The 14,557-nt window shown below is 56.8% G+C and carries 16 protein-coding genes; 11 read left to right on the top strand and 5 right to left on the bottom strand.

Annotated elements, in window-relative coordinates; all coding sequences use genetic code 11:
• Positions 1-25: 25 nt before the first annotated feature.
• Positions 26-940, bottom strand: coding sequence for a LysR family transcriptional regulator (locus tag JOE33_RS13480; protein WP_187626129.1), 915 nt, complete (start codon positions 938-940; stop codon positions 26-28).
• Positions 941-1,051: 111 nt separating this feature from the next.
• Here JOE33_RS13480 and JOE33_RS13475 point away from each other — a divergent pair, with 111 nt between their 5' ends.
• The 7 genes from JOE33_RS13475 (at position 1,052) to JOE33_RS13445 (ending at position 6,530) form a co-directional block, all read left to right on the top strand.
• Positions 1,052-1,909 carry a sugar phosphate isomerase/epimerase family protein gene (locus JOE33_RS13475; protein WP_187626128.1) on the top strand — a complete coding sequence of 286 codons (858 nt, stop codon included), beginning with the start codon at positions 1,052-1,054 and terminating at the stop codon, positions 1,907-1,909.
• 445 nt (positions 1,910-2,354) lie between these two features.
• Positions 2,355-3,902, top strand: coding sequence for a M10 family metallopeptidase C-terminal domain-containing protein (locus JOE33_RS13470; protein WP_187626127.1), 1,548 nt, complete (start codon positions 2,355-2,357; stop codon positions 3,900-3,902).
• A gap of 271 nt (positions 3,903-4,173) precedes the next feature.
• Positions 4,174-4,530 carry a DUF4190 domain-containing protein gene (locus JOE33_RS13465; RefSeq protein ID WP_003318145.1) on the top strand — a complete coding sequence of 119 codons (357 nt, stop codon included), beginning with the start codon at positions 4,174-4,176 and terminating at the stop codon, positions 4,528-4,530.
• 16 nt (positions 4,531-4,546) lie between these two features.
• Positions 4,547-4,987: a DUF805 domain-containing protein gene (locus JOE33_RS13460; RefSeq protein ID WP_025990847.1), complete on the top strand. Its 441-nt coding sequence runs from the start codon at positions 4,547-4,549 to the stop codon at positions 4,985-4,987.
• Between the two features lie 85 nt (positions 4,988-5,072).
• Positions 5,073-5,510: a GFA family protein gene (locus JOE33_RS13455; RefSeq protein WP_010428533.1), complete on the top strand. Its 438-nt coding sequence runs from the start codon at positions 5,073-5,075 to the stop codon at positions 5,508-5,510.
• Positions 5,511-5,735: 225 nt separating this feature from the next.
• A complete protein-coding gene (locus tag JOE33_RS13450) occupies positions 5,736-6,101 on the top strand; it encodes a histone-like nucleoid-structuring protein, MvaT/MvaU family (RefSeq protein WP_010428530.1) in 366 nt (121 codons plus the stop codon).
• Between the two features lie 129 nt (positions 6,102-6,230).
• Positions 6,231-6,530, top strand: coding sequence for a hypothetical protein (locus JOE33_RS13445; RefSeq protein WP_010428528.1), 300 nt, complete (start codon positions 6,231-6,233; stop codon positions 6,528-6,530).
• 128 nt (positions 6,531-6,658) lie between these two features.
• Here the strand turns inward: JOE33_RS13445 and JOE33_RS13440 are convergent, their stop codons facing one another.
• A complete protein-coding gene (locus JOE33_RS13440; protein ID WP_187626126.1) occupies positions 6,659-7,549 on the bottom strand; it encodes a hypothetical protein in 891 nt (296 codons plus the stop codon).
• A 155-nt stretch (positions 7,550-7,704) separates the two neighbouring features.
• The gene (locus JOE33_RS13435; RefSeq protein WP_187626125.1) at positions 7,705-8,592 is read right to left on the bottom strand and encodes an SDR family oxidoreductase; all 888 of its coding nucleotides are present in this window, start codon (positions 8,590-8,592) and stop codon (positions 7,705-7,707) included.
• 97 nt (positions 8,593-8,689) lie between these two features.
• Between JOE33_RS13435 and JOE33_RS13430 the strand changes: the two genes are divergently transcribed.
• Together JOE33_RS13430 and JOE33_RS13425 are read left to right on the top strand one after the other, a co-directional pair.
• Complete coding sequence (locus JOE33_RS13430; protein ID WP_096139196.1) at positions 8,690-9,511, top strand: helix-turn-helix transcriptional regulator; 822 nt, start codon at positions 8,690-8,692, stop codon at positions 9,509-9,511.
• Between the two features lie 227 nt (positions 9,512-9,738).
• The gene (locus JOE33_RS13425; RefSeq protein ID WP_010428522.1) at positions 9,739-10,413 is read left to right on the top strand and encodes an HAD family hydrolase; all 675 of its coding nucleotides are present in this window, start codon (positions 9,739-9,741) and stop codon (positions 10,411-10,413) included.
• A gap of 98 nt (positions 10,414-10,511) precedes the next feature.
• Here the strand turns inward: JOE33_RS13425 and JOE33_RS13420 are convergent, their stop codons facing one another.
• Positions 10,512-10,760, bottom strand: a complete 249-nt coding sequence (locus tag JOE33_RS13420; protein ID WP_010428521.1) for a hypothetical protein — start codon at positions 10,758-10,760, stop codon at positions 10,512-10,514.
• 83 nt (positions 10,761-10,843) lie between these two features.
• Complete coding sequence (locus JOE33_RS13415) at positions 10,844-11,314, bottom strand: Lrp/AsnC family transcriptional regulator (RefSeq protein ID WP_072365229.1); 471 nt, start codon at positions 11,312-11,314, stop codon at positions 10,844-10,846.
• 701 nt (positions 11,315-12,015) lie between these two features.
• Here JOE33_RS13415 and JOE33_RS13410 point away from each other — a divergent pair.
• Together JOE33_RS13410 and JOE33_RS13405 are read left to right on the top strand one after the other, a co-directional pair.
• On the top strand, positions 12,016-13,170 hold the full coding sequence (locus JOE33_RS13410) for an aminotransferase class V-fold PLP-dependent enzyme (RefSeq protein ID WP_187626124.1): 1,155 nt from the start codon (positions 12,016-12,018) through the stop codon (positions 13,168-13,170).
• Between the two features lie 115 nt (positions 13,171-13,285).
• A complete protein-coding gene (locus tag JOE33_RS13405; RefSeq protein ID WP_187626123.1) occupies positions 13,286-14,065 on the top strand; it encodes a hypothetical protein in 780 nt (259 codons plus the stop codon).
• The last annotated feature ends 492 nt before the right edge of the window (positions 14,066-14,557 follow it).

The following is a 14,557-nucleotide window of genomic DNA, read 5'->3' as shown; positions in this document are numbered from 1 at the left end:
ATCGAGGATGTACGCGTCTGCTCGATCAGCTCAGATCCCCCCTCTCGGCCCGGGCAATAAGCTCGTCCACCACACGTCTTACCTTCGGCTGCAGGTGCCGCGTTTGAGGCCAGACTGCGTGGATGGCCACGTCATCCGGGGCGTATTTCTCCAGGACAGGAACAAGCCTGCTGTCCCTGAGATGATCGCGGATTAAAGAGTTCGGCATCTGACAGATCCCCTGGCCGGCCGCGGCCATGGCAATGATCGCATCCCCGTCGCCGACCTCATGGGTACCCGGTGGAGTGATCCGCGCGAGCTCACCGCTTTCATCCAGGACCGTCCAGCTTACCCGCTGGCCTCTACGATAGTTGACGATACAGCGGTGCTGCTGAAGGTCTTCGGGAGACTCCGGGTAGCCGTGTTTTTGAATGTAACGAGGCGCAGCGCAGATGATCTGCTTCTGTACAGCCAGGCGCCTCGCGACCAGGCCGCTTGTGTCTTTGAGCGCCCCGAATCGAATACTGAGATCGACACCCTCTTCGATCAGATCGATCACGCTATCGTTAAACGTCACCGTCAACTTGAGGCCGGGATTGGCTTCAAGGATATCCAGTAACACCGGAAGAACGACGCTACGTCCATAGGCGGCGGGCAGATCGATTCGCAGGCGCCCGCCAGGCGTCTTCTGGTTGCTCGTCAGAAATGCTTCAGCAGCGAGAACTTCATCCACGGCTAATGAGCAGCTTGCGAAATAAGCCTCTCCGTCAACGGTGAGCCCCAAGCTGCGAGTGGATCGATGAAAAAGTTTGCAACCCAGCCTTTCTTCCAGCTTGGCGATGCTCTTGCCCACTGCTGATTTGGTTATGCCCAGCCGGTCGGCGGCTGAAGTAAAGCTTCCGGCTCTTGCCGCTGTAACGAAAATAACAACTCCGCTCAAAGCCTGTTCAACCTGAGGCATTGTCAACTCCAGCTCTACTCTGTGACGACTGATTACGGGTTTATCGTAGCAAAGCTCTACCTTAGTCTGGTTGCCAAGTTATTCAGAACAGATTGAGAGGCAGAAAAAGCAATGACCCATCAACACGTAGAACTTCTCGCAGCCTACTGGACTATTGCCGGTGACGTTTACCCGATGGGCCCTACAGAAGTGAGCCCTTTTTCCTTCAGAGATCGTATGGAGGCGGCGGGCCAGGCTGGCTTCAAGGGTATCGGATTGGTGCACAACGGCATGATGGCGACGATGGATGAGATCGGTTACCCGGCGATGAAAACCATCCTGAAGCAGAACGGTATCGAGCATATTGAACTGGAATTCCTGGTGGACTGGTACCACTCAGGCGAGCGTCGACGCCAGTCAGACAAAGTTCGCCATGAACTGCTCAAAGCAGCTGAAGCCTTGGGCGTTCGCTCAATCAAAATCGGCCCTGGGATAGGAGAAGACCTGACGGACATTGATCTCATGGTCAAGGAGTTCACTTTGCTCTGCCAGGAAGCTGCCGCGGTCGGTTCCAATATAGTCCTGGAAATCATGCCGTTCAGTAACGTGCGCACCATCGACACTGCTTTGGCGATTGTGGAAGGCGCTGATCAGCCCAATGGAGGTCTGCTACTCGATATCTGGCACCTGCAGCGTGGCGGTATCGACTTCAGTGAAATCGCCCGAATCCCGGCCCGGTTCATCAAGTCGGTCGAGCTGAACGATGCGCACAAGTACCCCATCGAGCCGCTGTGGATGGACACCATTCATAAACGTGTCCTGCCGGGCGATGGGACCTTCGACATCCCGGCTTTTATCAACGCGGTTCAAGCTGCAGGTTATGAGGGCCCGTGGGGGTTGGAAGTGCTGTCAGACACCCACCGCAAGCTTCCCCTTGAGGCCATGGCCAATCGAGCGTTTGAAAGCACTGTGTGCCTGTTCAGTCAGTGATAGGCGCGACGTCCCAGTCTTCGTCTCCTCACTTCGATCATCAACCATGGAGCACGTCATGAGCCATCTCCAGATAATTTGCCTTGCCGCTTTCCTGTCGGCAGGTCTCTCAGGGTGTTTTGACACATCGAATAAAGATCAGGGCACTACACAAAATCCCGACAATGGTTCTTCTATCCAGATGAAGAAGCACTGATTGCGCGAATCCAGGAATCTTTGGCCACTCACGCAGCCTTTGCCATGGGCAAGTAGCTCGATTACGGTTGGAGTGATGCCTGATCCCAGCCGTATTCTTCCTCAACACTAACGGCTGCCGCGTAACGACCTACTTCAAACCCGCCGCTTATTGCACCTTCGTCGGATAAGGCCCACTGCTATCAACGAGACGCCATTACTGGCGTCACACCACACATTCAGTGGACAAACCGCAGGTAAGGAGCACGGCATGACCCAGGTTTTCGACATCAAGGACGTCACCAACCCTACGGCCCTTGGGGATTTGCAGGTCAAAGGCGCAGGTAGCCGGGTCAGCGACAACCCGGTCGAACTCATCGTGCAAGGCACTCCAGCCAACGACTCCCTACGCGGTGGGCTGGCCAATGAACTGCTGATGGGCGGGGACGGTAACGACTATATAGGCGGCGGGGGTGGCAACGATGTGATGGTCCCTGGTGCCGGAATCGACTCCTTGAGCGGCGGCGCCGGTAATGATGTATTTCGCTTCGAGCGCATCAGCGACAGCTATATCGATCGCGCAGGCGAGTCCACCGATTCCATCAGCTATTTTGACCCCGCTCACGATACCCTCGACGTCTCGGCCCTGGGCTATAGCCATTTGGGCAATGGCTATGGCGATACCCTGCACATTCGTGGCGAGCCCTTGCGCGGCATTTACTTTTTGGAAAGCTACGAGCGGGACCATAACGGCCAGCGTTTTGCCTTGCAGTTCCTCTCCAACAGCGGCGTTATTACCGATGCCAACCTGCAACCGCTGATCAACGGTACCTCGCAGAGCAACCTGCTGGTGGGCACCGACGGCAGCGAAACGCTCAGGGCCGGCGCTGGCCGCGACACAGTCGAAGCGGGTGCGGGCAATGATCGGCTATTCGGCGGTGCCGGGGGGGATACCCTGAGCGGCGGCGCGGGTGCCGACTCCTTCGTGTATACGCAACTCAGCGACAGCTACCGCAACGATGCCAGTGGCAGCTACAGCCGCCGCGACCTGGTCACCGACTTCAATGGCAGCGGCCATGACATGATCGATGTGTCCGCGTTGGGCTTCACCGGGCTGGGTAACGGCTACAACGGTACGCTGAAGGTGGTACTCAACCTCGCCGGTGATGCCACCGCACTTAAATCATTAGAAGCCGATGCCAACGGCAATCGCTTTGAAATTCTGCTCAGTGGCAACCATGTCAATGAGCTCAACGCCAGCACTGTGCTGTTTGCCCCGCCCAGTGATGCGAAGGTTGTGACCACCCCGCAGCCGATCACTCCGGTGAATCTGGCCGGCGGCGACAAGTCCGAGGCCCTTTACGGTTACTGGGGCAACGATACCCTGGCCGGTGGCGCCGGAAACGACATCCTCGAGGGTAACGCCGGTGACGACGTGCTGACCGGTGGGTTGGGCGCGGACAAGCTCACTGGCGGCACAGGCAACGACCGTTTCGTGTTTACCAGCAGCGCCGACAGCCATGCCGGCAGCAGCGACCTGATCACTGATTTCATCTGGGGCGAGGACAAGCTCGACGTCGCTGCGCTCGGCGTGACCGGTTTTGGCAACGGCCGCGACGGCACCTTGAGCATGACCTACGATGAAAACACCGAGCGCACCTACCTGCGCAGTAGCGAGCCAGGCGCCGATGGGCATGCTTTCCAGGTCACGCTAATAGGGTTCGACTACACGCGAGAGCTCACCAACGCCGACCTGGTAGTTGCCGATACGGCAGACGTGGCGCTCGTTGGACAAACCGCCGTCGACCTCGTGAGCTGACATCGCCTGAACAGCTCGCCCTACCTTTAGTTGCCTGCTTTCGTGCCAGACACGAAAGCCCACTGAAACCTGGAACAGGCGCTCCCGTTTCGGCTGATGCAACAAGTCAACGTAAATAACTGGCTGCAAAACGCCTCAAAACGTTGCGCAGTCGCCAAAACTGTAAATAAAACTAACTAATTCTTGGCAATACAAACCTTTTAACCCAGAATTTGCAGGCATTAAATCGCTGGCTGGTGGTCTGAAAGCTACTCGATATAAGGAAATAAAAATGGCGATGGTCTTCTGTCGTGGCTGCGCAAAGGAAATACATGAAACGGCACTCAACTGCCCGCAATGTGGCGCCAGTCAGGTCTCCGCAACTCCCGCGAAACAGCTACAACAAACTGGCTCTCCGTGGATGGCTATCGTCTCTCTGGTGCTGGGCATCCTATGCTCTCTGGCGCTGTTCGACGATGGTGAATGGGATCTGGATACCGTCGTGGGGCTCGGCATGTGCTCGATAGCCGGACTGGTTCTGGGCGTCATCAGCATCAACAAAAAGTTGCCTGGAAACGGAATAGCGATAGCAGGCACTGTCTTGTCAGCGGTATCGCTGCTGATATTTTTTGGATTAATAGCTAACTGATTTAGGGAAGAATGAGATGGCATTTTGTCGTGGTTGTGCAAAGGAAATCAGTGATGACGCTGGTACGTGTCCGCACTGCGGGGCTCCGCAACTGGTTGTTTCGCCAGCCGGTGCGAACACCGATAACCCGCCTGCGTGGAGCTGGTATTCAGACGTTCTGAAAAAATATGCAGTATTCACGGGCAGGGCACGCAGAAAAGAATACTGGATGTTCTTTCTGTTCAACATCTTGATCTCGATTGTCCTCGGCTTTATCGGCGGGCTGATAGGTGATGGCGGCATTATCGCTAACCTTTATTCCCTGGCCGTGTTGGTCCCAGGTGTCGCGGTGGGTGTTCGCAGGTTGCACGACACGGACCGCAGCGGCTGGTGGCTGCTGGTACCGATTGCCAACCTCGTCTTCCTGATTCAGGAAGGCCATCCAGGACCTAACCGATTTGGGCCAAGTCCTAAATAAAGACGGTGTGAAGATGTGGTCGTCTGGCCACATCTTCACAGGCTTTTCGCTGCCGCGCAGCCAATAGACGGAGTCACCGGTTTATATGGACACCTCTGACGGAACGTTACAAGGCACATGCCATTGCGGCGCTGTACGATTTCAAGTTCGGCTTACTGACGGATTCAAGACCGTCCGGCGCTGCAACTGCTCCTATTGCCGCATGCGCGGTGCGATCGCGGTGTCAGCAGCCCTGGAGGATATAGAAATCACTTCTGGCGAGGCGATGCTCAAGCTCTATCAGTTCAACACCCTGCAGGCGAAGCATTATTTTTGCTCACAATGCGGGATATATACACATCACCAACGACGCTCCGACCCGGCTCAATACGGTGTTAATGTGGCCTGCCTTGAAGGCGTCAGTCCATTTGATTTTGAGGAGGTTCCAGTCAACGAAGGGCGAACTCATCCGAAGGATAGAAGTGCTGGAAGCGGGTCGAACATCGCTGGATACCTACGCTATCTTCCTAATACCAATCCCTGAGATAAGGTAAATCGCTCAAGCGACCTCAATGATCGCTCTGGCCGAAAGCTGCTGACTCTGTACCAGGGAATTCGCATTTAATAACCGGAAGCCCGGATAATCCGGCTTATCGCGTTACTACAGCGCATTGGAAGCCATCGCGCCTCTGCGGAAAAATTAGGCTGAACTTGTAACGGATGAGATCCCTCTCACTTACTACGCACACTTGTTTATAAGGAAAATACCATGTCCAAACTCGCAGAATACCGCCAGCTGGAAAAACACCTTGCCGAGCAACTTCAGGCACTGGAGTCGATGAAAGGCGACCAGGGTCTCAAGAAGGAAATCGAGTTCGAAACCAAGCTGCGCAAGCTGCTTGAGCACTATGGCTTCAGCCTGAAGCACATCATCAATCTGCTGGACCCACAGGCCTCGTCCCGTGGACAGATCGCTGACAAGCCTGCGGGCAAGCGCAAACCGCGCGAACTCAAGGTTTATAAAAATCCGAAAACCGGTGAAGTGATCGAGACCAAGGGCGGGAATCACAAGATTCTGAAGGAGTGGAAGGCGGAGCATGGTTCCGATGTGGTTGAGGGTTGGCTGAAGAAATAAAGCCTTGCCTGTCGATTGATCAAGGGCGCCGGCTTGTCACCGTTGGCGCTGTTGAATAGCCGACGCCGGGAACGATCCGCGGCGGCTGTTCGTCTGACCCGTATCGACTCACTGAAAAGGTACAGCGCAATGGACAAGACGATCACCGTGGACCAACTGGCGACCACTGACCTCAGATCAGTCAACGAAATATGGCTCGGCGGTACCCATACCCAGCTGTGCCTATGGCGTGGTGAACAAGTCCCTACTCACGACATGCTCAGCGAAGGCACTCATGATCAGAACGCCCGGCGCCTGTGCCTGCAGCTGGTCAACCCTGACGATAAGGCTGCAGTAGCCAGCGTCGAGGCGCTCGTTCGCGATAGGTTGGAAAGAATGGGGAGCCAGGGCGAGTTTTATCCGGCAGAGAATGCGGACACTCACCAGTAAATCATTCTGATTACCCGCGACTCCCCAGGCTCTGGGCTGTTTTGCCGGACGGTAGATGTGTGACGCAGAGCGTCACGCACTGCAGGCCAATGTAGAGCATTGGCAAGGCAGTTACCTCCACATCCCATTCAAGCCCCGACCGCCGAGCGCGCTAAAAAACGTGCCCGCACTTTCGCCCACACTTCGCCAATCGGCATAAAACACACCGAAATCAACCTCAACAATCCGGGCACATTCCTGCGAACCGGCGTAACAGGCTCACTCGCATCATGAACGGCAAGCAGATATCGATAAACCCGACGGCTACTCATAGGCAGCAACCCGATCTGCTCAAGTACCGAAGGGCCGATCTCGCGGGCCATGCCGGTGACCATGATCCAGAGCAATATGATTTCGGTGCACAGGAAAGTGACGATTACGATATTGGCACCTATCGTTCGCCAGTCTTGCAAGGCATCGAAGATGGCATCGATGCTGCTGCCCAATGTCACCATCGTTGTAAAGATCGCGGCGATGGTGAAGAGTGCCGCGATGAATCTGCCAGGGTCAGGTAGCCGGAAGAACGCAGCAATACGTGGCCCCATCGTGTCGTGGCTGGCCAGTTGCTTGAGCTCCTGACGCTCCTCCCACAGCTGCCTCAGCGCCCTTGCCTTATCGACAAGATCGTCCGGCTCGCAGTGATAGCGTGCACATAGCCAGTCCTGTTTCAGCTTTAACCGTTCGGAGGGCGTGGTAATCGAAGCGGCCCCCATTTGTTCTGCTCTGATTCGTGCATATACCTCTGCAAGATGCACGGTGCATATCAGGGAAATCAGCAGGACGGGCAGCAAAGCGGGAATGTAGTCAGTCAGGGTAGGCGCAGGTAGAAATATAAGCGCCCCTGAAAATGCCAATATCAATGCCGCCATCCAGATCAGACAGATACGAGCATCACGCCGACGCCAGGCCTCTTTGAAAGGCGCACGCTCAAATCGCTCAAAGTGTTCTTCTACATCCTTACGCAACTGATGGATGCTCATCGTTTGCTTTCCTTGCTTGGCAAACGCACGATTTTAAGCAGCCTGTCCGGTAACGTAATTAAACAAATTGTAAAAAAAGCAGTGTGCCTGCGCGCACTTTTTCGCAAGTCCCCGGGCAGTCAGGCCAGAACTCAACCTGAGCCCGGGCGCCACACTCACCCCTTCGAACAACCTCCCAAATCCTCAATCAAACCTGGCCCCCGTGGCTGCCATCCCAAGCGTTCGCGTGTCTTGTCATTCAGGCTGCTCATGTCCTTGGCCACAAATGTCGACAGCCAGCCAAAGTGTGCGGCAGCTTCATGGGCGGGTACGGCCAACGTGGGCAGGCCGAGGTGTTCTCCGATGGCTTCGGCAATCAGGCGAAAAGTAATGCCTGATTCGGCAGTCGCATGATAACGAGCCCCCGGCTGATGTTTCTCCAGCGCCAGGCGATACAGGCGCGCCGTGTCTTCAAGGTGCGCTGCGGACCACTGATTGAGGCCTTGGTCGATATAGGCCGAGCAGCCTTTTGCCTGCGCCTGTTTGATGACTTCGCTGACCAGGCCCTGTTTGACCGGGTTGTGAATTTGCGAGAGGCGCATGACGACTACGTTGACGCCGCGTTGCAACAGCGTCTGCCCGGCGAGTTCCGAGGCGACTCGAGGGTTGGGGTGCGCCGGGTCGAAATGATCTTCGTCTGCGGCCTGCCCGGGTGATGAAGAGCCCAGCGCCGTGCTGGAGGTGATAACCAGCGGGCGCTCGGAGCCTGCCAGTGCAGAACCCAACGCGTCGATAACGCGAGCGTCCTTCTGGCAATTGGCGACGAAGTGCGCGAAGTTGTGATCAAACGCAGTGTGAATGACCGCGTCGCACTTCTCCACACCACGCTGAAGGCCGGACAGGTCTTCGATATCGCCGCGATGGGGTTCGGCGCCCATGGCAAGCAGAGCTTGAGCCCCCTCTTCAGAGCGTGTCAGCCCTACTACCTGATGGCCTGCGTTGATCAGTTCCCAGGCCACCCGAGTACCAATAAAGCCTGTGGAGCCGGTTATAAAGACGCGCATATTCAAATCTCTCTTTGCTGAAGACGGCAGAGTGCGCGTAACGTTTATCCCGTAAAAGACGTGACGTTATCAGGGTATAAACACCAACAGGATCATCATGGCCAACCCGCTGGGAACGTATTTGAAAGACTGTCGGGCTCGTCTGGACCCTGCGAGTCTGGGGCTTTCCACCACGCGTCGGCGCACGCCGGGCTTGCGTCGGGAAGAAGTTGCCCAGCGCGCCAATATCAGCGCGACGTGGTACACGTGGCTGGAACAAGGGCGCGGTGGCGCGCCCTCCGCCCAGGTTCTGGACCGGATCGCGCAAAGTCTCTTGATGACCGAGCCCGAGCGGGAACACTTGTTCATGCTCGCTTTTGGTCATCTGCCCGAAGTGGTCTACAGCGCGCCCGAAGGCGTATCGCCGCGCTTGCAGCGCATTCTGGATACCCTCGCGTTCAGCCCTGCCTTTATCAAGACCGCCACTTGGGATGTTCTGGCCTGGAACAACGCGGCGGCGGCCGTATTTACTGACTACAGCCTGCTGCCCGTAGAGCAGCGCAACATTCTGCGCCTGATGTTTTGCAACGCCGGCACGCGGGCAAAGCAGGACGACTGGCAGGCCGTCGCGCGCTTTATCGTCGCCGCATTCAGAGCCGACGCCACCCGTGCCGGTGCCGCCTCCGAACTCCGCGAACTCGCTGACGAACTGTGCACGCTCAGCGCGGATTTCGCTGCGTTGTGGCGTGACAACGATGTGCGTTTACAGGGCGAAGGCACCAAGCGCCTGCGGCATCCGGTTCATGGCCTGATCGAGCTGGAGTATTCGGGTTTCGCCGTGGATGGTCGGCCGGATCTGTCGATGATTGTTTATAACCCGGTCAGCGCCGATGACGCGGAGCGGGTTCAGGCGCTGGTGGAGGGTTACTTGCAGCGTTAGCACGGCTGGAGAGTGCGAAAGATCGAACCGCCATCCCATCACGTACTCGAAAGTGTGTGAGCTAAAAAAACCAGCCTTTTCCCTCCATCTGGCAATGCCGTATTTGAAGCCCCGGTACGGCCCTCGCTTCATTGACGATCGCCGCATTCCGATACCGCCGAACAGGTGTCGACCACAACGCTCCGGACCTCGCCAGATGGTCAATCCGAATTCAAAAGAGTAATGCTATGAGACCCCAGACTTCCTTCATCTTCGACCTGGACGGCACGCTGACCGACAGCGTTTATCAAAACGTCGCTGCCTGGAAAGAGGCGCTGGATGCAGAAAATATCCCGCTCGCGATGTGGCGTATTCATCGCAAGATCGGCATGAGCGGCGGACTGATGTTGAAATCACTGTCGCGTGAAACCGGCTTGAACATCAACGAAGAACAAGCTGAACGGCTTAGCGAGAAACATGCTCAGGCTTACGAGCGTCTGCAAGGACAGATCATCGCACTGCCCGGCGCTGTCGAGTTGCTGGAGACGCTCGACAAGGAAAACCTCAAGTGGTGCATCGCCACCAGCGGCGGGATCGATACGGCGACGATCAACCTGAAAGCGCTGAAACTGGACATCAATAAGATCAACATCGTTACGCGCGATGACGTGAGCTACGGTAAGCCTGACCCCGACCTGTTTCTGGCAGCTGCAAAGAAGATAAACGCACCTATCGACGAGTGTCTGGTGATCGGTGATGCAATCTGGGACATGCTGGCGGCCCGTCGCTGCAAGGCAACCGGCGTCGGCCTGTTGTCGGGCGGCTATGACATCGGCGAGCTTGAGCGTGCTGGCGCGTTGAGGGTGTACGAAGACCCGCTGGATCTGCTGAATCATCTGGACGAGATTGCTTCCCGCCCTTGAGTCGGCGGATTCATCATTGCATCCATGTGAGCAGCTCAACGTCCCTGCAGGAACACGTTTGAGCTGTTGCAGCCCCTCCATGCGAGGGCTGTGCTGCTTCAGCCCGGCAACGTACCGCCGCCCTCGTCCGATACGCTATCGGCTTCGTCCACTTCAGGCTCGCCTTCATCGTAAGTCTCGTCGTGTTCCGTACGCTTCTTCACCTCATCGCCTTTTTTCGGGCCGACACCGGGTCTGTTCGCATTCATGGCCAGGACCGGGTCGGCTTCACGGTCGTACTGGCCGAGTTGCGGGCTGGCGGGGTCTTCTTTGGGTACGCTGTCTGTGAGTATGTGATCGGTTGTCATGTCAGCCACCTTTTTCGTTTGCCAAAGAATGTGGACGTGGCATCGGGCCGAGGGTTCGATTCAATCGATGAGCGTGGCTGCGTTCAACCGCCAAACGAGGCGTATTGCAAGGGCAGGCCGGTGGTGAATTTGATCTGTTCCATGGCGAAGCTGGAGCTCACGTCGCTGATACCGGGGATGCTGATCAGTTGCTTGTACACCGCGTCGTACCCTGCGATGTCGGCCACGACGATGCGTAGCATGTAGTCAGTGTCGCCTGCCATGCGGTAGCACTCGACCACTTCAGGCAGTTCGCCGACAGTAGCGTGAAACTGTTCGAGCCAGGCGGCATTGTGCTGGTTGGTGCGAATGGCGGCGAAGACGCTGACTGACACGTTCAGCCGCTGCGGATTGAGCAGCGCAACCCGGCGATCAATGATGCCGGCTTCTTCCAGCTTCTGGATACGCCGCCAGCACGCGGTGCTGCCCAGGCCGATACGCTCGGCGATGTCTGCCACCGAGCGGGTGCAGTCGGTTTGCAGGATGTCGAGAATTGCCCGGTCGAATTTGTCCATTAGCGGTTTCCTGCGTAAGTCGCCCTGCACTGAGCGTGCGGAACAATGGGTGTCTGACTGCGATTCAGCGTTTGACTATCGTGCCAATGCTCCGCGTTGGCATGCCTTTCGTGACCCTTCGCGTCACCCAACGGTGCAGCACCTTGCATCCCCGGATTGGACGCGGAGCGTCCAGAACTGCATTCCCACGCGGAGCGTGAGGAACGATAGGTGTCTGAACCCGATTCAGCGTTTGACTATCGTGCCAGTGCTCCGCGTTGGCATGCCTTTCGTGACGTTCTGCGTCACCCAACGGTGCAGCACCTTGCATCCCCGGATTGGACGCGGGGCGTCCAGAACTGCATTCCCACGCGGAGCGTGAGGAACGATAGGTGTCTGAACCCGATTCAGCGTTTGACTATCGTGCCAATGCTCCGCGTTGGCATGCCTTTCGTGACGCTCTGCGTCACCCAACGGTGCAGCGCCTTGCATCTCCGGATTGAACGCGGAGCGATGGGTGCCTGAGTACGATTCGGCGCGTGAAGCAGCATCCTAGAATTTTCAATCGAAGAAATCCAAGCAGAAGCGAATAATTTTTCGCATTGGCTGCCCATGCCCGTGCAAATATCAATAAATTTTCGCGTGCGGATCAGTAATCTTTCAAACAGTCGGGCTGGTAATGCCAGCCCTTGATTTTGACTCGATTACAAAGTGAATTGCCCATGACCACCTCTGCGCTCTATCTGGATTACGCCGCCACCACACCTGTCGACGAACAGGTCATCGAAGCCATGGTTGCCTGTATGGGGCGTGAAGGTCATTTCGGTAATCCGGCTTCCAGCGGGCATGGTTATGGGCAGGTGGCGCGGCAGGCTGTTGAACAGGCGCGCGCACAGGTGGCCGATGCGGTGGGCGCACCTGTCGACACCATCGTCTGGACCTCCGGCGCTACCGAGTCCAACAACCTGGCGATCAAGGGCATCGCCCATGATGTCAGCGCGCAACGCCGGCACATCATCACCAGCGTTCTGGAACACAAGGCAGTGCTCGACACCGTCAGCACGCTGGAGCGCCAGGGCTTTCCCGTCACTTGGCTGAAACCGGACGCTCAGGGCTTGATCCAGCCTCATGCCGTACAGGCTGCATTGCGCGAAGACACACTGCTGGTGTCGCTGATGCTGGTGAACAACGAGCTGGGTACGTTGACCGATATCGCCAGCATTGGCGCCTTGGTGCGCGAGCACGGTGCACTGTTTCATGTGGACGCTGCGCAGGGCGTCGGCAAGGTGAAGGTCGATCTGGCGAGTCTGGCCGTCGATCTGATGTCGTTCTCGGCGCACAAGGCTTACGGCCCCAAGGGCATCGGCGCGCTGTACGTGGGCCCGCGTGCCCATTCGTTGTTGAAAGCGCAGATTCACGGCGGCGGACATGAAGGCGGCTTTCGTTCGGGCACATTGGCAACCCATCAGATCGTCGGCATGGGTACCGCCTTCGCGTTGGCGATCAGCCAGGCCGAAACTGAAAACCGTCGTATCGAAGGGCTGAGTCGTCACCTGCGCGAAGGCCTGCTGAGCCTGCCGGATGTGCAACTCAATGGCTGTCCGCAACAACGCATCCCGCACACCCTGAACCTGTGCATCACCCGCAGTGGCTTCACCAGCTCGCAGTTGTCCCACAGCCTGGCGTTGTCCTCGACGTCCGCGTGCAACTCGGCCAGCAATGCCCCCTCGCATGTGCTGCTTGCTCTGGGCATGGACTCCGCCAAGGCCCTGGCCTGCGTGCGCGTCAGCCTTGGCCGCTACACCACGCAGGCGGACGTCGAGCGCGCCATCGAGGTGTTCAGTAAGGCGCTCAGCGCACCTGCTGCGTTCTGGTAACCAGCACGTTTGCGATCAGAAAAAGCAAAAACGGAGCGATGTCGTTATAGTGGCATCACCCGGCGATAGCCAGGTGATGCTTACGGACCAGGTTTTAGCTCTAAAGGAATAAGTCATGCCCGTCGCTCTTCCAATCAGATGTATTTTCTTAGCGTTTGTGACGACCGTTATCAGCCCCCTTGGTTTTGCCAAGATGTATACCGACTCCGACAAAAATGACGCGTATTCCCCCTACACCCTCTACATGCAGCACTGCAACAAAACGCAAGAGCAAGTGGATTTTCTGGAGGCTCAAAAAGGCCCGCTGGACCCTCAGCAAGTTGTCAAATCGCTCACTATCACGTCCTACTCACTCAGCGCTGACGATTACACACCCGCCGAAATGGGGGTGAGCGCAGAAGAGCTTGCGCGATGCAATGCCACTTACGCTAAAGCGGATAAGTTATGGAAGCAGGCCAAAGCCACTCTGGCGGCCGCTCAGGCCATTGAAGACAAGAAGCAAAAGAAAGCCGACCTGATCGCTCACCAGAATTTGCCTGAATACAAACAGGCGAGGGGGTTGGGGTTCAAGGACGTAGGCAATATCACATTTCTGAAAATGTACGACGACATGGTCGGCGATGCTGAGCTGAAGTCAACGCTGATCAACGTCGACCAGCAATGCGGAAAGTATCTCCGGGCGACGCAGTACGTGGAGCCATACGTCATTTATACGACGGCCCCCAGATTCAACGGCCCATGTGGGTCAGTGAAAAAATTCGCGATCAGAGGAACCCGCGGCGTGAACAGCGGTGACTGGATCAACCCCGACGCCCAATTCAGATACGTCGGCTGGCAAAAAATCCTGGCACCCAACGGGTTCAAGATCCGGATACAGGCGCTGGAGCAACTCTGAGTACCGAAGCAGTCCCTGGCGCTCGGAAAAAGTAGTGCCCTTCCCCACAGCCAGCCACCGCTGGCTGTCAGCTTCGCCCTGTGTATTCATTCAAGTCAGGGCCCCGAACACCACCCGGCCGGGGCCTTTAGCTTCGACTACATGAAAATGTACCCCTCCAGATACAAAAAGACACAAATTGGCACAGTTCTTTCAGGTGGAACGGTCGTGCCATAAACCAATGGCGCACGCTGCATTCATGGGGTGCCTACACGCACCAAAGTGCAGTTAACGGACGTCAGAGCGTCCACAAACAGTGCAGGGTGGCAGACCACAAGTCTTGCTTCCCGCCAGGAAAGGAATCTAGCTGTGCCTTATCAGTCTTGCGTCAGACCGCCGTTACGCTGGCAATCCACACCTTGGGCAGCACCTGCACCAAGCGATGCCTGCGCGGCCGCTTCACCCTTGTCCCGATCTGCGCGTTGTTATTCGACAGCCCTGCACGTTTGGACT

The organism is Pseudomonas sp. PvP027, assembly GCF_017833005.1.
GTDB lineage: Bacteria > Pseudomonadota > Gammaproteobacteria > Pseudomonadales > Pseudomonadaceae > Aquipseudomonas > Aquipseudomonas congelans.
The sequence above is the reverse complement of the archived record's forward strand: the minus strand, read 5'-3'. Positions and strand labels throughout refer to the sequence as shown.